This is a genomic window from Enterobacter cloacae complex sp. IR5403 (genome assembly GCF_049238705.1).
Taxonomy (GTDB): Bacteria; Pseudomonadota; Gammaproteobacteria; order Enterobacterales; family Enterobacteriaceae; genus Enterobacter; species Enterobacter hormaechei_C.
Genome location: NZ_JBMKHP010000003.1, coordinates 139300 through 158286 on the forward strand (window position 1 = coordinate 139300; position 18987 = coordinate 158286).

Annotated in this window: 18 protein-coding genes; 8 read left to right on the forward strand and 10 right to left on the reverse strand. The window is 59.8% G+C overall.

Annotation, left to right across the window (positions count from 1 at the left end; genetic code table 11):
• Positions 1-5 precede the first annotated feature (5 nt).
• The 4 genes from astB to astC are packed head-to-tail and all read right to left on the reverse strand — an operon-like array spanning position 6 to position 5053.
• Entirely contained in the window at positions 6-1331 is a 1326-nt protein-coding gene (astB, locus tag ACOTW6_RS05770; protein ID WP_032104259.1) for an N-succinylarginine dihydrolase, read from the reverse strand.
• Positions 1318-2805: a succinylglutamate-semialdehyde dehydrogenase gene (astD, locus tag ACOTW6_RS05775; protein WP_062932547.1), complete on the reverse strand. Its 1488-nt coding sequence runs from the start codon at positions 2803-2805 to the stop codon at positions 1318-1320. The genes astB and astD overlap by 14 nt, the downstream gene beginning before the upstream one ends.
• On the reverse strand, positions 2802-3836 hold the full coding sequence (gene astA, locus ACOTW6_RS05780; protein ID WP_062932546.1) for an arginine N-succinyltransferase: 1035 nt from the start codon (positions 3834-3836) through the stop codon (positions 2802-2804). Before astA ends, astD begins: the two co-directional genes overlap by 4 nt.
• Positions 3833-5053, reverse strand: a complete 1221-nt coding sequence (astC, locus tag ACOTW6_RS05785) for a succinylornithine/acetylornithine transaminase (protein WP_213788645.1) — start codon at positions 5051-5053, stop codon at positions 3833-3835. The genes astA and astC overlap by 4 nt, the downstream gene beginning before the upstream one ends.
• Positions 5054-5486: 433 nt before the next feature.
• On the opposite strand from astC, the gene xthA reads away from it, so the two are divergent.
• The 6 genes from xthA to ACOTW6_RS05815 all read left to right on the forward strand — a co-directional run bounded on the left by xthA (position 5487) and on the right by ACOTW6_RS05815 (position 11662).
• Positions 5487-6293 carry an exodeoxyribonuclease III gene (xthA, locus tag ACOTW6_RS05790; RefSeq protein ID WP_015570756.1) on the forward strand — a complete coding sequence of 269 codons (807 nt, stop codon included), beginning with the start codon at positions 5487-5489 and terminating at the stop codon, positions 6291-6293.
• Between the two features lie 6 nt (positions 6294-6299).
• Complete coding sequence (locus ACOTW6_RS05795) at positions 6300-6983, forward strand: TVP38/TMEM64 family protein (RefSeq protein ID WP_032670970.1); 684 nt, start codon at positions 6300-6302, stop codon at positions 6981-6983.
• A gap of 6 nt (positions 6984-6989) precedes the next feature.
• Entirely contained in the window at positions 6990-8159 is a 1170-nt protein-coding gene (locus ACOTW6_RS05800; protein ID WP_213788644.1) for an ABC transporter substrate-binding protein, read from the forward strand.
• Positions 8132-9661 carry a thiamine ABC transporter permease gene (locus tag ACOTW6_RS05805; RefSeq protein ID WP_213788643.1) on the forward strand — a complete coding sequence of 510 codons (1530 nt, stop codon included), beginning with the start codon at positions 8132-8134 and terminating at the stop codon, positions 9659-9661. The genes ACOTW6_RS05800 and ACOTW6_RS05805 overlap by 28 nt, the downstream gene beginning before the upstream one ends.
• Entirely contained in the window at positions 9661-10281 is a 621-nt protein-coding gene (locus tag ACOTW6_RS05810) for an ATP-binding cassette domain-containing protein (RefSeq protein ID WP_213788642.1), read from the forward strand. The genes ACOTW6_RS05805 and ACOTW6_RS05810 overlap by 1 nt, the downstream gene beginning before the upstream one ends.
• Before the next feature lie 73 nt (positions 10282-10354).
• A complete protein-coding gene (locus ACOTW6_RS05815; protein ID WP_213788641.1) occupies positions 10355-11662 on the forward strand; it encodes a sulfurtransferase in 1308 nt (435 codons plus the stop codon).
• On the opposite strand, the gene ACOTW6_RS05820 is transcribed toward ACOTW6_RS05815, so the two are convergent.
• Together ACOTW6_RS05820 and ACOTW6_RS05825 are read right to left on the reverse strand one after the other, a co-directional pair.
• Positions 11659-12276 carry a CDP-alcohol phosphatidyltransferase family protein gene (locus tag ACOTW6_RS05820; RefSeq protein ID WP_015570762.1) on the reverse strand — a complete coding sequence of 206 codons (618 nt, stop codon included), beginning with the start codon at positions 12274-12276 and terminating at the stop codon, positions 11659-11661. The genes ACOTW6_RS05815 and ACOTW6_RS05820 overlap by 4 nt on opposite strands.
• Positions 12266-12838 (reverse strand): carboxymuconolactone decarboxylase family protein, encoded by a 573-nt coding sequence (locus ACOTW6_RS05825; protein ID WP_017384678.1) that lies wholly within the window; start codon positions 12836-12838, stop codon positions 12266-12268. The genes ACOTW6_RS05820 and ACOTW6_RS05825 overlap by 11 nt, the downstream gene beginning before the upstream one ends.
• 75 nt (positions 12839-12913) lie before the next feature.
• Between ACOTW6_RS05825 and ACOTW6_RS05830 the strand changes: the two genes are divergently transcribed.
• A complete protein-coding gene (locus ACOTW6_RS05830) occupies positions 12914-13330 on the forward strand; it encodes a pyrimidine (deoxy)nucleoside triphosphate diphosphatase (RefSeq protein WP_047062624.1) in 417 nt (138 codons plus the stop codon).
• Here the strand turns inward: ACOTW6_RS05830 and ACOTW6_RS05835 are convergent.
• Complete coding sequence (locus ACOTW6_RS05835) at positions 13290-13562, reverse strand: YnjH family protein (RefSeq protein ID WP_213788640.1); 273 nt, start codon at positions 13560-13562, stop codon at positions 13290-13292. The two genes, ACOTW6_RS05830 and ACOTW6_RS05835, sit on opposite strands and share 41 nt — an antisense overlap.
• A gap of 225 nt (positions 13563-13787) precedes the next feature.
• Between ACOTW6_RS05835 and gdhA the strand changes: the two genes are divergently transcribed.
• The gene (gdhA, locus tag ACOTW6_RS05840) at positions 13788-15131 is read left to right on the forward strand and encodes an NADP-specific glutamate dehydrogenase (RefSeq protein WP_015570765.1); all 1344 of its coding nucleotides are present in this window, start codon (positions 13788-13790) and stop codon (positions 15129-15131) included.
• A gap of 92 nt (positions 15132-15223) precedes the next feature.
• Here gdhA and ACOTW6_RS05845 read toward each other — a convergent pair whose 3' ends face one another.
• The 3 genes from ACOTW6_RS05845 to ACOTW6_RS05855 form a co-directional block, all read right to left on the reverse strand.
• On the reverse strand, positions 15224-17146 hold the full coding sequence (locus ACOTW6_RS05845; RefSeq protein ID WP_017384681.1) for a DNA topoisomerase III: 1923 nt from the start codon (positions 17144-17146) through the stop codon (positions 15224-15226).
• A 4-nt stretch (positions 17147-17150) separates the two neighbouring features.
• Entirely contained in the window at positions 17151-18194 is a 1044-nt protein-coding gene (gene selD / locus ACOTW6_RS05850) for a selenide, water dikinase SelD (RefSeq protein WP_015570773.1), read from the reverse strand.
• Positions 18195-18310: 116 nt separating this feature from the next.
• On the reverse strand, positions 18311-18862 hold the full coding sequence (locus ACOTW6_RS05855) for an NAD(P)H nitroreductase (protein WP_213788639.1): 552 nt from the start codon (positions 18860-18862) through the stop codon (positions 18311-18313).
• Between the last annotated feature and the right edge of the window lie 125 nt (positions 18863-18987).

Here is an 18987-nt window from a genome sequence, read left to right on the forward strand (position 1 = left end):
TCTCCTTAGCGCTGGAACGGATAAACCGATCCCAGTTGCAGGATGGTCGATAATGCATCCAGCGCCTCGCGGCCTTCGCGCAGCAGCTGCGGATCAACCAGATCGGCCTGAACCAGACGGTCGCGATAATAGCGGTCCACCCAGTCATTGAGGGTATTGAACAGCGTGTCGTTCATCATCACCGCCGGATTCACGGCCTGCATCTCCTCCGGCGTTAACACCACGCGCAGTCGCAGGCACGCCGGTCCCCCGCCGTTGGCCATACTTTCCCGCAGATCAAACACGCGCAGTTCATCAATCGGGTTATCCGCCTGCACCAGTTCGCTCAGATAGCGCCAGACGCCCTGATGGTTGCGGGACTCCTGCGGCAGCACCAGCATCATGCTGCCATCATCCCGGCTCAGCAGCTGGCTGTTGAACAGATACGTTTCGACCGCATCCTGCACGCTTACCGCCTGCGTGGGCACCTGAATCGGCATAAATCCCGGCACGCGTTCGCGCAGCGTGGCCAGCAACTTTTCCTGATGGGCAAACGCCTGCTCGTGGCAGAACAGCACCTGACGGTTGGAAACGGCAATGACGTCGTTATGAAACACGCCCTGGTCGATCACCTGCGGATTTTGCTGGGCAAAAATCACCTGAGAAGGATTAACCTGGTTCAGCCGCGCAACCGCCTGGCTTGCGGCTAAAGTTTGTCTCGCCGGATAACGAACCGGCGCGGCGTGGCCGCCCTCTTCCCGTCCATAGATAAACAGCTGCAAACCCGGCTCGCCATAGTCGCCGCCCAGACGGTTGTGGTTTGCCGCCCCTTCATCGCCAAACATCGCGACCTGCGGCAGCGCCGAATGCACCTCGAAATGCGCTTCATGATTAAAAATGGCGCGCAGCACGCGCCCGGTTGTCTCCGCTTCGCTGGCGCGGTGGAATTTGTTGTTCAGGTTAGCAACGGTCAGATGCACTTTGCCGTCCAGCGTATCCGCCGACGGCGCAACGGTGGCGGCATTCGCCACCCACATCGAGGAGGCTGAACTGGCCGCCGAAAGCAGGTGTGGCGTCTGCGTGCCTGCTTTTTCCACCACCTGTTCATCCGTACCGCTGAACCCCAGCTGGCGCAGCACGTCCACGTTTGGTCGCTCCTGAGGCGGGATCACCGCCTGCGGGAAACCGGCATCGGACAGCGCCTTCATTTTCAACAGACCCTGCTTCGCCGCCAGCTTCGGGTTCGAGACCTGGAAACGGTGCTTCGTCGAGGCTTCATTACCGAACGACAGCCCGGCATAGTGGTGCGTCAGCCCCACGAGGCCGTCAAAGTTAACCTCACGCGCTTTCATGGGCGTCACCCTCTGTAAAATCCAGCCCTGGATTCAGCGTCTCCGGCAGCGTCAGCGCCGGGGTTTCCAGGCTTGCCATCGGCCACGCGCAGTAATCGGCGGCATACCAGGCGCTGGCGCGATGGTTGCCCGACGCCCCTACGCCACCAAACGGCGCGGTGCTCGCCGCACCGGTCAGCGGTTTGTTCCAGTTCACGATCCCGGCGCGCGCTTCCAGCAGCAGTTGTTCGAATTTCTCGCGATGCGGCGATATCAGGCCGCTCGACAGGCCGTAGCGGGTGTTGTTGGCCATCTCGATCGCCGACTCAAAATCGTCATAGCGCCAGACGCACAGCAGCGGGCCAAAGACCTCTTCATCCGGCACGTGGCTCGTCGCACTCATCTCAATAATCCCCGGCGTCAGCAGCGACGTGCCCGGCGTTACCTGTTTCGGCTCCAGCAGGGTTTTCGCCCCACGCGCCACGTGCTCCTGCCACGCTTTCAGCACGTTCAGCGCCGCCTGCGCGGAGATCAGCCCGCCGATAAACGGCTGCGGCTCGGCATCCCATTTCGCGGGAACCAGACGCGCGCTCACCTCCACCAGACGCTTCAGGAACGCATCCCCCTGCGCGCCGCGCTTAACCAGCAGGCGGCGGGCGCAGGTGCAGCGCTGTCCGGCGGTAATGAACGCCGACTGAATGGTCAGATGGACCGCGGCATCGATATCATCCGGATCTTCCACAATCAGCGGGTTGTTGCCGCCCATCTCCAGCGCCAGAATTTTTTCCGGCTGCCCCGCCAGCTGACGATGCAGCTGATACCCCGTTCCGGCACTGCCGGTGAACAGCAAACCGTCAATGTCGCTCAGCGCACTCAGCGCCTGACCTGTTTCACGCCCGCCCTGCACCAGATTCAGCACCCCCGGCGGCAGCCCCGCCTGCTCCCAGAGTTTTATGACTGCTTCTCCGGTTAAGGGGGTTAACTCACTCGGCTTGAAGATGACGGTATTCCCCGCCAGCAGCGCAGGCACAATGTGCCCGTTCGGCAGATGTCCGGGGAAGTTATACGGGCCAAACACCGCCAGCACCCCGTGCGGACGGTGGCGCAGCGTGGCGGCGCCGTCTGGCATCTCGGTATGCTGCTCGCCGGTGCGGGTATGGTACGCCTTCACCGATATCGCGATTTTGTTGATCATCGCCGTGACTTCGGTTGTTGCCTCCCAGCGCGGCTTGCTGGTTTCGCAGGCAATGATGCGGGTCAGCTCGGCTTTATTGGCCTCCAGCAGCGCAGCAAATTTCTCAACCAGCGCCTGGCGCTCGGAGAATGGCCGTTTCGCCCATGCCGGAAACGCGCGGCGTGCAGCCTGGCAGGCCTGCTCAACCTGCCCGGCGCTGGCGTCGTTCCCCGACCAGAGCACCTCCTGGCCGACCGGGTTAGTTTTTGTCCGCGCGTCACCTTCGCCCGTTACCCAGTCACCGTTAATCCATAGAGTCATGCTGTTTTCTCCTCCGGGCAGAGCCGCACCAGGCGAACCGTGTCGCCAGCGTTACATTTCAGGGCATCCAGTTGCGCAGCCGTCAGTACCAGACGCTCGCATGATGGGTTGGTTCGCACCAGCATGGCGCGGAAGTTGGTGTAATTCTCGTTCGAGACCAGGCAGGCTGGCCACTCGCCCGGCGCGGGCTGGCCTTCTGAAACCTCAACCAGGCGGCTTTTACGGATGGCGCGAACGCGGTCAATGTCGCATTCCAGCGTCGGGCCGCCGTCGAAGATGTCGACGTAGTTACGGTAGCGAAATCCCTCTTTCTCCAGCACTGCGCGGGCCGGGGCGGTTTGCGGGTGAACTTCGCCGATCACCGCCTGCGCTTCAGGCGTTAAGAAATGGGTATAAATAGGATGCTTCGGCATCAGCTCGGCGATAAACGCCTTCTGACCGGTACCGCACAGGTAATCCGCCCGGCTAAATTCCATGGAGAAGAAGCGTTCGCCCAGACTCTCCCAGAACGGCGAGTAGCCCGTCTCATCAATTACGCCGCGCATCTCCGCGACCACTTTTTCGTTGAAGCGGTCGCGAAAGGCGGCCATAAACATAAAGCGCGATTTGGAGAGCAGATAACCGTTGCCCTCTTTGCGCCAGTCCGGATCGAGAAACAGGGTGCAGAGTTCGCTGGCGCCGGTATGGTCATTACAGAGGAAGAGCGTCGGCAGCGCGTTGTAAACGTTCAGCTCTTTCGAGGCGTGGACCATCGTGCCGACCCGGTAGTTGTACCACGGATCGTTAAGCCCGACGGCCACCTCGATAGCGCAAATCCCCGCCACGGCTCCCGTGTCGGTATCTTCCAGCACGAACACATAGCCCTGTTCGCTTTTTGGCAACGTCCCCTGCCAGGTTTGCAGGGCGCGCTCAATGCGCGCCGACAGCGTTTTTTCATCGGCAGGCAGCGAGGTCAGCCCGCCCCCTGTCTTACCGGCAAGCTGCATAAGCCCGGCAAGATCGCCGTGCGCAACGGGACGGATGACCATCATGATGACACCCCGGACTTCACCTGTTCGCAGGCTAGCGCAAAACGATCTAACCCGGTTCTGACCTCTTCCTCGCTGACGATCAGCGCAGGGGCAAACCGCACCACGTTAGCACCGGCAATCAGCACCATTACGCCCTGCTTTGCCGCTTCCTGTGAAATCAGCTTCGCTTTGCCGGCAAACTCAGGGGCAAGCTCACAACCTATTAACAGCCCCAGACCGCGGATCTCTTTGAACAGGCCGGTCTGGTTATTGATGGCGGTAAGGCGCTCAACAAACCACTGGTGACGCTGCTTCACGCCGTTCAGCACCTCAGGGGTGTTGATGATATCCAGCACCTGTCCGGCGACAGCGGTTGCCAGCGGGTTGCCGCCGTATGTGGTGCCATGGGTGCCCACGGTCATCACGCTGGCGAATTTATCGGTGGTCAGCATCGCCCCCACCGGGAAACCGCCGCCGAGCGCTTTGGCTGTTGAGAGCACATCCGGGGTCACGCCATAGTGCATGTAGGCGTACAGCTCACCCGTGCGGCCCACGCCGGTCTGGACTTCGTCAAAAATCAGGACCGCGTTATGCCGATCGCACAGCTCGCGCAGCCCTTGCAGGAACGCTTTCTTGGCGGGCATGACGCCGCCTTCCCCCTGCATGGGCTCGACAATCACCGCACAGGTGGTGTCGTCAATCAGCTCGCTGGCAGAGTGTAAATCGTTATACGCCGCATGACGGATATCCGGCGGCAGCGGCGCAAAATCCTGAGAATATGAGGGCTGACCACCCGCACTGACGGTAAACAGCGTGCGGCCATGGAAAGCATTTTTAAAGGCTACGATGCCGCTCTTGTGCGCGCCGAATTTATCGTGCGCATATTTGCGCGCCAGCTTCAGCGCCGCTTCGTTCGCTTCCGCGCCGGAGTTACAGAAAAAGACTTTGTCTGCGAAGGTGGCGTCGATCAGCTTCTTCGCCAGACGCAATGCCGGTTCGTTGGTATAACCGTTGCCGGTATGCCAGAATTTCGCCGCCTGGTCATTCAGCGCCTGCCGCAGCGCCGGGTTTGCATGCCCCAGCGCATTTACCGCAATCCCACCCGCAAAGTCGATATACTCTTTGCCCTGCTGATCCCACAGGCGAGAGCCTTCCCCACGTACCGGAATAAAAGCCGCCGGAGCGTATACCGGCATCATCCATTCATCGAAATTTTCACGCGTAACTGACAGAGACATAGCGACCTCATCCGGTAAATAAAAGGTTGTTTAAATGTTAAATAATTGAGTGTTTGCATTGTGAATGTAGATTGCAGTGTTCGTGCCAGCCAGCGATAAAAATGCATAAACGGGTTGGGGTAACAGAATATCAATGAGTTACAATATGGAATTATTCACTGATAATGCATAAATAGTGAATATTTTTACGGCAAGCGGCGCTTTGCCGCATGAAAACAAGAAAGAGTATGCAGAGGCCAAATATAATTCTGGAATTGTGATCGCTCGCGAAATTTATCGGTGCTTTGCGCCCTGTTCGAGGGCAAAACGCGCCGAAATGGTGCAAATATTGCACCGTCGGCATTATCTGTCGCAGTAATTGGGCGAAGCGGATAACAGACGACGTAAATTCTGCTACCATCCTTGCACTATTCACCTTGCATTGGCAGCGACTATGAAATTTGTCTCTTTTAATATCAACGGCCTGCGTGCCCGCCCTCACCAGCTTGAAGCGATTGTTGAGCAACATCAGCCAGATGTGATCGGCTTGCAGGAGACAAAAGTTCACGACGATATGTTCCCGCTCGAAGAGGTAGCGAAGCTGGGCTATAACGTTTTTTACCACGGTCAGAAAGGCCACTACGGCGTTGCGCTGCTGACCAAAGATACGCCGGTGTCGGTGCGTCGTGGCTTCCCGGGTGACGATGAAGAGGCGCAACGCCGCATCATCATGGCGGAAATTCCTTCCGCGCTCGGCAATGTGACCGTCATCAACGGCTATTTCCCGCAGGGTGAAAGCCGCGATCATGAAACCAAATTCCCGGCCAAAGCGAAGTTTTATCAGGATCTGCAAAACTACCTGACAACCGAACTCAAAAAAGAAAACCCGGTGCTGATCATGGGCGACATGAATATCAGCCCGACGGATCTGGATATCGGTATTGGCGAAGAGAACCGTAAGCGCTGGCTGCGCACCGGCAAATGCTCTTTCCTGCCGGAGGAGCGCGAGTGGATGGAGCGCCTGCTGGGTTGGGGGCTGGTGGATACTTTCCGCACGGCTAACCCGGCGACGCAGGATCGCTTCTCGTGGTTTGACTATCGCTCTAAAGGCTTCGATGACAACCGGGGCCTGCGTATTGATCTGCTGCTGGCGAGCGCCCCCCTGGCCGAACGCTGCATCGAAACCGGTATCGACTATGACATCCGTAGTATGGAAAAGCCGTCCGACCATGCGCCGGTATGGGCAACGTTCAAGCTGTAAACTTCAGTGAATATTAAAAAAATCAGTCTCCTGTGCGCCCTTCTGGGCGCATTTGTTTTGACCGTTGTTTTGCTTCCTCCAGGCATGCTCTCCCTCGACACGCTAAAAATGCACCAGCAAACGTTGCTCGATCGTGTGGAGCAGGCGCCTCTTCAGAGCGCGCTGATCTATTTTGCGGTTTACGTTCTGCTCTCCGCGCTGTCGATCCCCGGAGCCGCGCTTCTGACGCTGCTCGGCGGGGCGCTTTTCAGCCTGTGGGAGGCGACGCTGTTGGTGTCATTTGCCTCGACGCTCGGCGCCACGCTTGCCATGCTCGTTAGCCGTTATCTGCTGCGCGACTGGGTGCAACGGCGCTTTGCCGCACAGATGAGCACGATAGATGCGGGGATGGATCGCGACGGCGCACGCTACCTTTTTGCCCTGCGCCTGATGCCGTTGTTCCCGTTCTTTCTGGTCAATTTGCTGATGGGGCTAACCCGTCTCAGGGTGCGTCACTACTGGTGGGTCAGCCAGCTTGCAATGCTGCCTGCCACCGTCATTTATCTGAACGCCGGACGCGAGCTGGGGAAACTCACCTCGCTGCGCGATATTCTGTCGCCGGGACTGCTGTTCGCCTTTACACTGTTAGGGTTATTACCGCTGGTCACTCGCTGGCTGTTTTCCCGTTACATCCCTTCGATTAAAAAGTGAGGCATTATGCGCCGGGTGCGTTTTTGCGCGTTTCTGACGAGTCTGCTGCTGGCAACCTCTGCCTTCGCCGCAGAGAGCTGGCAATCCATTCAGCAACAGGCCACCGGGCAGACCGTCTGGTTTAACGCCTGGGGCGGTGACGAGGCCGTTAACCGCTACCTCGACTGGGTGAGCGGCGAGATGAAAACGCACTACGCCATCAACCTGAAGATTGTTCATCTGGCCGATGCCGCCGACGCGGTGAAGCGGATCCAGACGGAACATGCCGCAGGACGTAGCAGTAACGGGTCGGTGGATCTGCTCTGGGTAAACGGGGAAAACTTCCGCAACCTGAAAGCGGCAAACCTGCTGCTCACCGGCTGGGCGCAAACCCTGCCCAACTGGCGCTACGTCGATACCCGTAAACCGGTAACGGAAGATTTTGCCATCCCGACCGATGGGGCAGAATCCCCGTGGGGCGGCGCGCAATTAACCTTTATCGCCCGTAAAGCGAGTACGCCGACGCCACCGGCAGATCCCCACGCGCTGCTGGTATACGCCCGACAGCACCCAGGTAAGGTGAGCTATCCGCGACCACCGGATTTTACCGGCACGGCGTTTCTTGAACAGCTACTACTGGCGCTGACCGCCCATCCGGAGGCGCTAAAAAACGCGCCAGACAGTACCTTTGCGCAGGTCACCGCGCCGCTGTGGGATTACCTTGATACGCTGCACCCCCTGCTGTGGCGCGAAGGGAACGATTTTCCTCCGTCGCCTGCACGAATGGATACGCTGCTGGCCAGCGGCAGTCTGCACCTGTCGCTCACCTTTAACCCCGCCCATGCGATGCAAAAGGTGGCGAGCGGTGAACTGCCTGCCGACAGCTACAGTTTCGGCTTTCTCAAAGGCATGATCGGCAACGTCCATTTTGTCGCTATCCCGGCAAACGCCAGCGCGAGCGCAGGCGCGAAGGTAGTGGCCAATTTCCTGCTGTCACCGCAGGCGCAGATCCGCAAAGCCAATCCTGCCGTCTGGGGTGACCCGAGCGTGCTGGATGGCGAAAAACTGCCTGCGAAAGCGGCAAAACAGCTTCGCGCCTTTACCCCCTCAGGCACGCCTGATGTGCTTCCCGAACCGCACGCCGCCTGGGTTAACGCCCTGGAGCAGGAATGGCTTCGCCGCTACGGAACCCGCTAAGCGGGCTGGTCTGGGCGGCAATGGTGGTCATCTATCTGCCCCTGCTTCCCGCCAGCGGCATGCTGCTGGCCCCGGCGTTTTCTCCCGGCAACTGGGCGGCGATGTTTGCCGACCCGCAGCTGCCGCAGGCGCTGGCCGCCACGCTGGTTTCCACGCTTATCGCGACGCTGGGCTCACTGTTTATCGCCCTGATCCTGCTTGCGCTTCTCTGGCCGGGTGAAGGCTGGCAGCGCCTGAGCACCCGTCTGCCGTGGCTGTTAGCCGTGCCGCACGTCGCCTTCGCCACCAGCGCGCTGCTGCTGTTTGCGGAAGGGGGGCAGTTTTACCGGATCTGTACAGTCTGTTCGCCGCAGCTTGACCGCTACGGTATCGGGCTTGGCCTGACGCTTGCGGTCAAAGAGAGCGCGTTCGTTCTGTGGGCAATTTACGCCGCGCTGCCTGAAAAGCGCCTCGCACAGCAGAAAATTGTCCTGCATACCTTCGGCTACGGACGCATGCAGGCGCTCAACTGGCTCGTCCTCCCGGCCATTGCCCCCGCGCTGGGCGCCGTGATGCTGGCGGTGCTCGCCTGGTCGCTTTCCGTGGTGGATGTGGCGATCGTGCTCGGGCCGGGCAACCCGCCGACGCTGGCGGTGCTGGCCTGGCAGTGGCTCACCCAGGGCGATGCGCAGCAGCAAACAAAGGGAACGCTGCTGTGTCTGGTGTTGCTCCTGCTGCTGGCGGCGCTTGCCGCGGTGGGATACGGCTTCTGGACGGCATGGCGGCGCGCCCAGCCTGACCCCTCCGGGGTACGTCGCGCTTCGCATAGCGCGCTGCCCGCACGGACGCTGGGCGGGTTACTGCCGCTGTGCGGCGTGCTCTGTGCGCTGGTTCTGCTGATGCTGGCACGCCGGGACGACATCGGCTCCGTCAGCGACAGCCTTTCACTGGGGCTGCTGTCCAGCCTGACAGCGCTGACCATCCTCATGCTCTGGCTTGAGTGGGGACCCCAGCGCGGCGCGGTGTGGGTCTGGCTGCCGCTCGCCCTTCCGGCGCTGCCCCTCGTGTCCGGGCAGTATGCCGTGGCGCTGTGGCTGGGCATCGACGGCCAGTACGCTGCGGTGCTCTGGAGCCATATGCTCTGGGTTCTCCCGTGGATGCTCCTGGTGCTGCAACCGGCCTGGCGCAGGCTCGATCCCCGGCTTATCCTCACCGCCAGAACGCTGGGCTGGCGACAGGCGAAAATTTTCTGGTTGGTAAAATGCCCCCTGATGATTCGTCCGGCCCTGCTGGCCTTTGCCACCGGCTTTTCCGTGAGCATGGCCCAGTACATGCCGACCCTCTGGCTGGGAGCGGGACGTTTCACCACCCTGACGACGGAGGCGGTCGCCCTCAGCAGCGGCGGCAGCATTCCGATCCTCGCCAGCCGGGCGCTGGGTCTGTTGCTGTTGACCAGCAGCGTATTTGCCCTTGCCGCGCTGCTCTCCCGGCTCGTGGGCCGTCACAGACAAGGATTACGTTAATGCTGAACGTGAAAAATCTCACCATTGCGCCACTCTTCCGTGAGGTCAACTTCCGCGTCCCGGCGGGGGAGATTGTCACGCTGATGGGGCCCTCCGGGAGCGGGAAATCGACCCTTTTCGCCTGGATGGTGGGGGCGTTATCCGCTGATTTTAAGGCGCACGGCGAGCTGTGGCTGAACGATCGCCGCTGCGATATGCTCCCCGTGGAAACTCGCGGGATCGGCATTCTGTTTCAGGATGCCCTGCTGTTTGACGCCTTCAGCGTGGGGCAAAACCTGATGCTGGCGCTGCCAGCGCACATCGTCGGGCGCGCCCGCCGCAACGCGGTAGAACAGGCCCTGGAGACTGCCGGGCTGGCAAACCACTTCGCCAGCGATCCGGCCACCCTTTCCGGCGGCGAGCGCGCCCGGGTCAGCCTGTTGCGCGCCCTTCTCGCCCAACCGCAGGCATTGCTGCTCGACGAGCCGTTCAGTCGACTGGATAAAACGCTGCGCGCCTCATTCCGGGCGTGGGTATTCGAGGTTACTCGCCAGCGCAGGATCCCGGTGGTGCTGGTCACGCATGATGAGGACGATATTCCGCCCGGCGGCGAGGTAATTGAGATTTCTCGCTGGCAATAATGTGCTAACGCAATGTTTTTGGCTTCAGGAGAGACGACAATGCCACCCTCTTTTAATGACGTCAGGTTTTTCGATGAAACGTGTTTCTCAACTGACCGCGCTGGCCCTGATCTGCGGCCTCGCCTCACTCTCCTCCATGGCGGCTGATATGCCCCACTCCCTCAATCTGGCTCAGCTCCAGACGCAAAACGGCGCGGTAATTGATACACGCATCAGTGCGTTCTATAACGGCTGGCCGCAGACCCTGAGCGGAACGTCCGGGCATGAACCCGCCGCGCTTAATCTCTCTGCCAGCTGGCTTGGGGCAATGAGCGATGAACAGCTCAGCGGCTGGGCAAAACAGCATCGGCTTACGCCAGACATGCCAGTTGCGCTCTATGGCAACGATGATGACAACCAGACCGTCAAAGCGCGGCTGGAGAAAGCGGGCTTTACCCACGTCTCCACCCTGAGCGATGCCCTGCAACAATCCGACCGTCTGCAACGTCTGGCGCATTTCGAACAGCTGGTTTATCCGCAGTGGATCCGCCAGTTGCAGCAGGGCAAACCCGTTACCGCCGCACCAGCCGGAGAGTGGAAGGTGATCGAGGCTGGCTGGGGTGCGCCGAAGCTTTATCTCCTGAGCCACATTCCCGGTGCGGGCTATATCGACACCAATGAAGTGGAAAGCGAACCGCTGTGGAATAAGGTCTCTGACGAAAAGCTGAAAGCGATGCTGGCGAAGCACGGGATCCGTCACGATACCACCGTCATTCTGTACGGTCGCGACGTGTATGCCGCCGCGCGCGTGGCGCAGATCATGCTCTACGCGGGCGTGAAGGATGTGCGAATTCTGGATGGCGGCTGGAAGGCGTGGTCCGACGCCAGCCTGCCCGTTGAGCGCGGAACGCCTGCAAAGGTGAAGCCAGCCCCTGATTTTGGCGCGCCGATCCCGGGCCAGCCCCGGTTGATGGTGGATATGGAGCAGGCCCGGGGAATGCTGCACCGTCAGGACGCCTCGCTGGTGAGCATTCGTTCCTGGCCAGAGTTTATCGGTGAAACCAGCGGCTACAGCTATATCAAGCCAAAAGGTGAGATTGCCGGTGCGCGCTGGGGCCATGCGGGCAGCGACGCGACCCACATGGAAGATTTCCACAATCCGGATGGCACCATGCGCAGCGCCGATGATATTGCCGCCATGTGGAAAACGTGGAATATCCTGCCGGAGCAGCACGTTGCGTTTTACTGTGGTACCGGCTGGCGCGCGTCTGAAGCCTTTATGTACGCCCGCGCCATGGGCTGGCAGAACGTTGCCGTTTACGACGGCGGCTGGTATGAATGGAGCAGCCATCCGCAGAACCCGGTCTCCACCGGGGAGCGCGGACCGGAGAGCGCACGCTAGCGGGGAAGTGATTTCAGCGTGATATAACCGCTCCAGATGCGCGTTGTGGTGGTCAGCCAGCACAACGCGCCAAACGTCCAGGCAAAGAGCGCGAAATGCGCCGGAAACAGGCAGCACAGCACAAACAGCGCGATGGTCTCCGTTCCTTCCGTTAATCCTCCAATGTAATAAAGCGACTTGTGCGCATAGCCGGGGTTGTCGATATCATGCTTCCCCGCCAGCGCGGCAAAGGCCAGGAAGCTGCTGCCCGTCCCCATAAACGCGAACAGCAGCCAGGCGGCGGCGATCGCATTGTCAGCCGGGGCAGCCAGCGCGAAGCCAAACGGCACCAGGGCGTAAAACAGGAAGTCGAGGGCGATATCAAGAAACCCGCCCGCGTCCGTCAGGCCACGGCGACGCGCCAGCGCGCCGTCCAGACCATCCAGCAGCCGGTTCAGTACAATGGCGATCAGCGCCGCCGGATACCAGCCCAGCGCCAGAAACGGTAACGCCAGCACACCAATCGCAAACCCGGCGAGGGTTAAGCCATCAGGCGTGATAAACGGTTTATCCAGCGCGGCGGCCAGCTGATTTAACCCGGGTTTCAGCCGGGGGTGAAGATGTTTATCCAGCATGTGGTTTACCTTTAAACGTGGCGCACAGCCCCTGAGCCGGAATATCCAGCGCGGCGTTAAAGCGGGCGGAAAGATTCTGAAAGGCAATCAGAGCCGTCATTTCGGTGATGGTCTCTTCCGTAAAGTGGCGCTTCAGCAGACTTTTGATATTTTCATCCACCTGAGGCGGCGTGGCGGTGACCGCTTCCGCATAGGCCAGCGCCGCGCGCTCCTCTTCGCTGAACAGGGTGGAGTTTTGCCAGTCGCTGACGGCCTGCACTTTATCCAGCGCCCCGCTCCGCTCGGCCAGACGCAGGCTGTTGGCATCAATACAAAATGCGCAGTGGCAGATCTGCGAGACCCGCGTCATTAGCAGCGATCGCAGAACTGGCGTCAAACGCGCCTTGCGCCGCTCCAGATAGCCGACAAACAGCGCCACCAGCCAGAAAAGACGCGGCATACGCCCCCACCAGCGCGTGGGGTTCAGCACCGCGCCGAAGTGTTTTTTCTGCATGGCGGCAATGGGGCTGAGGCTGACGGGAAGGGTTTCCATGGGCGCAACCCAGGCGGATGTCTCTTTCACCTGATTCTCCTGATGACTGGACTCTTTGGAAGGGCACGATAATATGTCGTTTTTCGCTATTAATTATTGACGAACATGCTGAAAACACTCGATGTGGTTGCGGCCATCCTCGAAAAAGAGGGCAAAATTTTGCTGGCGCAGCGTCCCGAACATGCCGATCAGCCAGGAATGTGGGAATTTGCGGGCGGGAAGGTTGAAGCCGGTGAGACCCAGCCGGAAGCGCTGATCCGCGAACTGCGCGAAGAGCTCGGCATTGAAGCCGTGCCCGCGCGGTATGTGGCAAGCCACCAGCGGGAGGTGTCGCAGCGGCTGATTCACCTCCACGCCTGGCATGTGCCTGAATTTAGCGGCGAGCTGAAGGCGCATTATCACTCGGCGCTGGTATGGTGCACGCCAGAAGACGCGTTCACGTATGCTTTAGCCCCGGCGGATATACCGCTGCTGGAAGCGTTTATTCTTTTACGCGACGCCAGACCAGCGGGTTTGTACTGAGGGTGCGTTCATCACGCTGGCACTGCAACAGCACGCCATCCGCCCTGACCACTGCGCCTTCGGAATAGTTTTGATCCTGATAGATACAGCACTGATTACACGGCTGCGCACGCTGGCCGCCAGCGCTAAAAACCTCTGGCGGCACGTTGACCTCGACATCCGGGCGAATGCGGTCAGCCTGTGCCCCGGCGGACACCATCAAACATAACGCGACCATTGCGTAACGGTTCATAGACTTTATTTCCTTTGCATCGTTTATACCTATAACGGTCGATCCGGACGGGATCTTTAATTTATCTCGTCATCGCTTTTAGTTATGACGCGCGCCCTGTCATTAATTTCCCTTGCGGCATAAATTTCTGCTTGCCTCTCAAAGCGGTGCGGGTGGTATAGTCAAAAAAACGACACAAAACATCTCCGCCACACGCATACATTATTATAAGAGGTTCTTATATCTATGGATCAGACACGCTCTCTGGAAAGCTTTCTTGCCCATGTTCAGCAGCGCGACCCGCACCAAAGCGAGTTTGCCCAGGCCGTTCGTGAAGTCATGACCACCCTGTGGCCCTTCCTTGAGGAAAATCCGCGTTACCGTCAGATGGCGCTGCTTGAACGTCTGGTAGAGCCGGAGCGCGTCATCCAGTTCCGCGTGGCGTGGGTGGACGATCGCAATCAGGTGCAGGTCAACCGCGCGTGGCGCGTGCAGTTTAACTCCGCCATTGGGCCGTTTAAGGGCGGGATGCGCTTCCACCCCTCGGTGAACCTGTCGATTCTGAAATTCCTCGGCTTCGAGCAGACCTTTAAAAATGCGCTCACTACCCTGCCGATGGGCGGCGGTAAAGGCGGGAGTGATTTCGATCCGAAAGGCAAGAGCGAAGGCGAAGTGATGCGCTTCTGCCAGGCGCTGGTCACTGAGCTCTATCGCCACCTTGGGCCGGACACCGACGTTCCTGCCGGGGATATCGGCGTGGGGGGGCGTGAAGTGGGCTTTATGGCCGGGATGATGAAAAAGCTCTCCAACAACAGCGCCTGCGTCTTTACCGGCAAAGGCCTGTCGTTTGGCGGCAGCCTGATTCGCCCGGAAGCGACGGGTTACGGTCTGGTCTATTTCACTGAAGCGATGCTTAAGCGTCACGGGCTGAGCTTCGAGGGGATGCGCGTGGCGGTCTCCGGCTCCGGCAACGTGGCGCAGTACGCTATCGAGAAAGCGATGGCGTTTGGCGCGCGCGTGGTGACCGCCTCCGACTCCAGCGGTACCGTGGTGGATGAAGCTGGCTTTACGGCAGAAAAACTGGCGCGTCTGTGCGAAATCAAAGCCAGCCGTGACGGTCGGGTAGCGGATTATGCCCGTGAGTTTGGCCTGACCTATCTGGAAGGTAAACAGCCGTGGGGCGTGCCCGTGGATATCGCCCTGCCGTGCGCGACGCAAAACGAACTTGACGTGGATGCCGCCCGGACGCTGATTAGCAATGGCGTGAAAGCGGTAGCGGAAGGGGCAAATATGCCCACCACCATTGAAGCGACCGACCTGTTCCTTGACGCGGGCGTGCTGTTTGCGCCAGGCAAGGCGGCGAACGCTGGCGGCGTGGCAACATCCGGTCTGGAAATGGCGCAAAACGCCGCGAGAATGGGCTGGAAGGCAGAGAAAGTGGATGCCCGTCTGCACCACATCATGCTCGATATTCATCACGCCTGCGTGGAGTACGGCGGCGAGGCTTCGCAAACTAACTACGTGCGCGGGGCGAATATCGCCGGGTTCGTGAAGGTGGCCGATGCGATGATCGGACAGGGTGTGATTTAGTTTCGCTGCATTCTCGCCCTTGTAGGCCCGGTAAGCGTTAGTGCCACCGGGCTTTTCGCCGGGTGGCGGCTTCGCCTTACCCGGCCTACGGTTTAAGCGGTTGTATTTTTGGCTGCGCTTTTCTTCTTTTTGAACGGTTTCTTCGCCCCGCCGCCTGGGGCGACCATTCCCCGGAACCGCTTCACTGGCGTACTGCGCGCCTGATCGATCAGCTGATAAAGCGTCCCCACCAGCGGCTGCATAAAGTCCTGATAGCGGCACTGCTTTTCGCTGATCTGCGTCAGCACCGACTCCCAGTGCGCGGTCATGTCCGGCCTGGCGGCCAGCTCCGGCAGCGAATGAATTAGCGCCCGGCCCGGTTCTGTTGAATGGATGTAACGTCCCTTTTTCTCCAGGAAGCCGCGCTTAAAGAGCAGTTCGATGATCCCCGCGCGGGTCGCCTCCGTCCCCAGACCGTCGGTGGCGCGCAGGATCTTCTTCAGATCTTTATCCTGCACAAAACGGGCGATCCCGGTCATGGCCGAAAGCAGCGTCGCATCGGTGAAGTGGCGCGGCGGCTGGGTTTGTCGTTCAACCACCTCGCCCTTCTCGCACAGCAGTTCGTCGCCTTTGGCCACGACCGGCAGCGGCGTGCCGTCGTTCTCTTCGTCACGTTCTTTGTTGCCGAGCAGCGTGCGCCAGCCCGCTTCCGCGAGGAAACGCGCTTTGGCGATAAATTTGCCTTTGGCAATCTCCAGTTCAATAACGCACTTGCGGAACACCGCGTCCGGGCAGAACTGCATCAGATACTGACGTGCGATCAGGTTATAGACCTTTGCTTCGTTGTCGGTCAGGTTGACGTTGCTGGTGCGCGCCGTCGGGATTATCGCGTGGTGAGCATCGACTTTTTTATCGTCCCAGCAGCGGTTATGGGTATCCGGGTTTACCGCCGGTTGCGGCAACAGATCCGGCGCATGGACGCCAATGGCATTCATCACCGAGTGGCGTCCGGCGAAGTGTTCTTCCGGCAGATAGCGGCTGTCCGAACGCGGATAGGTGATCAGTTTGTGGGTTTCGTAGAGCTTCTGGCAGATATCGAGCACGTTCTGCGCGCTAAGACCAAAGCGCTTAGCCGCCTCAATCTGCAACGCCGAAAGGGAGAACGGCAGCGGTGCGGGCTCTGTTTCCCGTTTGTCGTTATAGCTGGTGACGATCGCGGGCTGGCCGGTAATGCGGTTGACCACGTGCTCCGCCAGCGGGCGATGCAGCAGCCGTCCCTCTTCGTCCTGATATGACTCACAGGCATCGCTTGGCTGCCAGACGGCGGTAAAGCGTTCGTCTTTCGGCGTGACGATATGCGCTTTGACTTCGAAGAAGTCTTTGGCGACGAAATTTTCGATCTCTTCGTCGCGACGCACCACCAGCCCCAGTACCGGTGTCTGCACGCGGCCCACGGAGAGTACGCCCTGATAACCCGCGTTGCGCCCGAGAATGGTGTAGGCGCGGGTCATGTTGATCCCGTACAGCCAGTCCGCACGGGCACGCGCCAGCGCGGAGACACACAGGGGAATAAATTCGCTGTTGGCGCGCAGGCGTGAAATGGCCCGCTCCACCGCCTGCGGGTTAAGGTCGTTGATCAGGCAGCGCTGCACCTGCTGGCGCTTTTCCGGCGCCAGTTCCAGGTAGTCGAGCACTTCATCGACCAGCAGTTGCCCTTCCCTGTCCGGGTCACCCGCGTGGACCACTTCCGTCGCCTCATGCAGAAAACGCTTAATGACGTTGAGCTGTTTGGTGACGGAAGGACGCGGTTGCAGACGCCACTTTTCCGGCACAATTGGCAGATCGTTGAGATTCCAGCGGGCGTAGCGGCTGTCGTAGACATCCGGCTGCGCCTGTTCAAGCAGGTGACCGATACACCAGGTGACCACCTGCCCGTTACCGCATTCGATAAAGCCGTCGCCTTTGCGATGCGGCCTGGGCAGCACATCGGCGATGGCACGCGCCAGACTTGGCTTTTCGGCAATAAACAACCGCATCGAATTAACGGATCTCAATCATCGGGCGACCACCACGGGCGGTCACCAGCTCACCAATGGCCGTCAGGGTGATGCCAAACTCGGCAGCCGTCGCCTGAACGTCAGCTTCAGCTTCCGGCGTCACCGCCAGCAACAGGCCGCCGGAGGTTTGCGGATCGCACAGCAGGTTACGCCACGCTTCCGGCATTTCGCCCATTAAATGGCCGTAGCTGGCGAAGTTGCGCTGCGTCCCGCCCGGCACCGCGCCCTGAGCAATGTACTCTTCCACGCCCGGCAGCTTCGGCACATCCTGATACCAGACCTGCGCCTGCACGCCCGCGCCCTGACAGACTTCAGAGAGGTGCCCCAGCAGACCAAAACCGGTCACGTCGGTCATGGCCTTCACGCCGTCGATATTGGCGAATGCCGCACCGGCGAGGTTCATCTGGCACATCACTTCCGTTGCCAGACCGATATGCTCGGGCTTCAGCAGGGATTTTTTCTCGGCGGTGGTGAGTACGCCAATGCCCAGCGGCTTGGTGAGGAACAGTTTGCAGCCCGGTTGCGCCGTGCTGTTGCGCTTCACGCGTTCGGTCGGCACCACGCCGGTGACGGCCAGGCCGAAGATCGGCTCCGGCGCATCGATAGAGTGACCACCGGCCAGGGCAATACCCGCCTGCTGGCAGGCAAAGCGTCCGCCTTCGATCACGTCGCGGGCAATCTCCGGCGGGAGGGTGTTAATCGGCCAGCCCAGAATGGCGATCGCCATGATCGGTTTACCGCCCATCGCAAAGATATCGCTGATGGCGTTGGTGGCCGCAATGCGTCCGAAGTCGAACGGGTTGTCGACTATCGGCATAAAGAAGTCAGTGGTGCTGATAATGCTGGTGCCGTTACCTAAGTCATAAACCGCTGCATCGTCACGCGTTTCGTTACCGACAAGCAGGTTCGGGTCGACAAACTTCGCCTGCTCACTGTGCAGAATGGTCTCCAGCACTTTCGGGGAAATTTTACAACCGCAACCGGCTCCGTGGCTGTACTGCGTTAAACGAATGGTTTGCTCGCTCATGGACGTCTCCTGTCATCTCAATCGCGCTATGGTAGCGCTCATTCCATAAAGAGGTAAGTATGACTGTCTGAATTCTGCGGCGGATGCTCAGAATCCAGACAGTTTAGCGCGTGTGGTTAAAAACGGCTGACGAAAGGCGTGGTGTCCGGCACGCTAATGGTGCTGGAGGCTTTAAGCTGAGGAGTGCCGAGATAGAGGAAGCCGACAATCTTATCGTGTTCACCGCATGAGAAACCTTCCCGCACGGCGGAGCTCCCGGTCAGCGGGCCGGTACGCCAGATGCCGTTAAAGCCCTGCGCGAGGGCGGCCATCTGCATTGCCATTACCGCGCAACCGGCGGACATCTCCTGCTCCCAGACCGGCACCTTATGGTCAGGCTGGCATTTTGCCACGACGGCAATAATCATCGGGGCGCGGAACGGCGCGTTGCGGGCTTTATCAATCCCCTTCTCATCCTGGCCTGCGGCAATAGCTCCCTGTTCCAGCAGCTGGCTGAAGCGGTCACGCCCTTCGCCTTCAATAATAAAGAAGTGCCACGGCTGCAATGTGCCGTGGTCCGGCGCACGCATTCCGGCACGCAGAATGTTTTCCAGCTGCTCGCCGACGGGTGCCGGTTCGGCCAGGCGGGAAGCGCTACGACGGTTAACAAGCAGTTCAAGTGCGTCCATTGGTTAACTCCTTTCGTGAAATTTACTCACAAAATTAACACGACAGCAGAATTTGTTACAGCGCGGCAGGCGATTCCTGCTGACAAGTGGCGGTTGGGTCATTACGATAACCGCACATTACCGTC

Coding starts and splice junctions, on each gene's coding strand:
- astB (WP_032104259.1), bottom strand. CDS start 1,331: ATGAAAGCGCGTGAGGTTAACTTTGACGGCCTCGTGGGGCTGACGCAC.
- astD (WP_062932547.1), bottom strand. CDS start 2,805: ATGACTCTATGGATTAACGGTGACTGGGTAACGGGCGAAGGTGACGCG.
- astA (WP_062932546.1), bottom strand. CDS start 3,836: ATGATGGTCATCCGTCCCGTTGCGCACGGCGATCTTGCCGGGCTTATG.
- astC (WP_213788645.1), bottom strand. CDS start 5,053: ATGTCTCTGTCAGTTACGCGTGAAAATTTCGATGAATGGATGATGCCG.
- xthA (WP_015570756.1), top strand. CDS start 5,487: ATGAAATTTGTCTCTTTTAATATCAACGGCCTGCGTGCCCGCCCTCAC.
- ACOTW6_RS05800 (WP_213788644.1), top strand. CDS start 6,990: ATGCGCCGGGTGCGTTTTTGCGCGTTTCTGACGAGTCTGCTGCTGGCA.
- ACOTW6_RS05805 (WP_213788643.1), top strand. CDS start 8,132: ATGGCTTCGCCGCTACGGAACCCGCTAAGCGGGCTGGTCTGGGCGGCA.
- ACOTW6_RS05810 (WP_213788642.1), top strand. CDS start 9,661: ATGCTGAACGTGAAAAATCTCACCATTGCGCCACTCTTCCGTGAGGTC.
- ACOTW6_RS05815 (WP_213788641.1), top strand. CDS start 10,355: ATGAAACGTGTTTCTCAACTGACCGCGCTGGCCCTGATCTGCGGCCTC.
- ACOTW6_RS05820 (WP_015570762.1), bottom strand. CDS start 12,276: ATGCTGGATAAACATCTTCACCCCCGGCTGAAACCCGGGTTAAATCAG.
- ACOTW6_RS05830 (WP_047062624.1), top strand. CDS start 12,914: ATGCTGAAAACACTCGATGTGGTTGCGGCCATCCTCGAAAAAGAGGGC.
- ACOTW6_RS05835 (WP_213788640.1), bottom strand. CDS start 13,562: ATGAACCGTTACGCAATGGTCGCGTTATGTTTGATGGTGTCCGCCGGG.
- gdhA (WP_015570765.1), top strand. CDS start 13,788: ATGGATCAGACACGCTCTCTGGAAAGCTTTCTTGCCCATGTTCAGCAG.
- ACOTW6_RS05845 (WP_017384681.1), bottom strand. CDS start 17,146: ATGCGGTTGTTTATTGCCGAAAAGCCAAGTCTGGCGCGTGCCATCGCC.
- selD (WP_015570773.1), bottom strand. CDS start 18,194: ATGAGCGAGCAAACCATTCGTTTAACGCAGTACAGCCACGGAGCCGGT.
- ACOTW6_RS05855 (WP_213788639.1), bottom strand. CDS start 18,862: ATGGACGCACTTGAACTGCTTGTTAACCGTCGTAGCGCTTCCCGCCTG.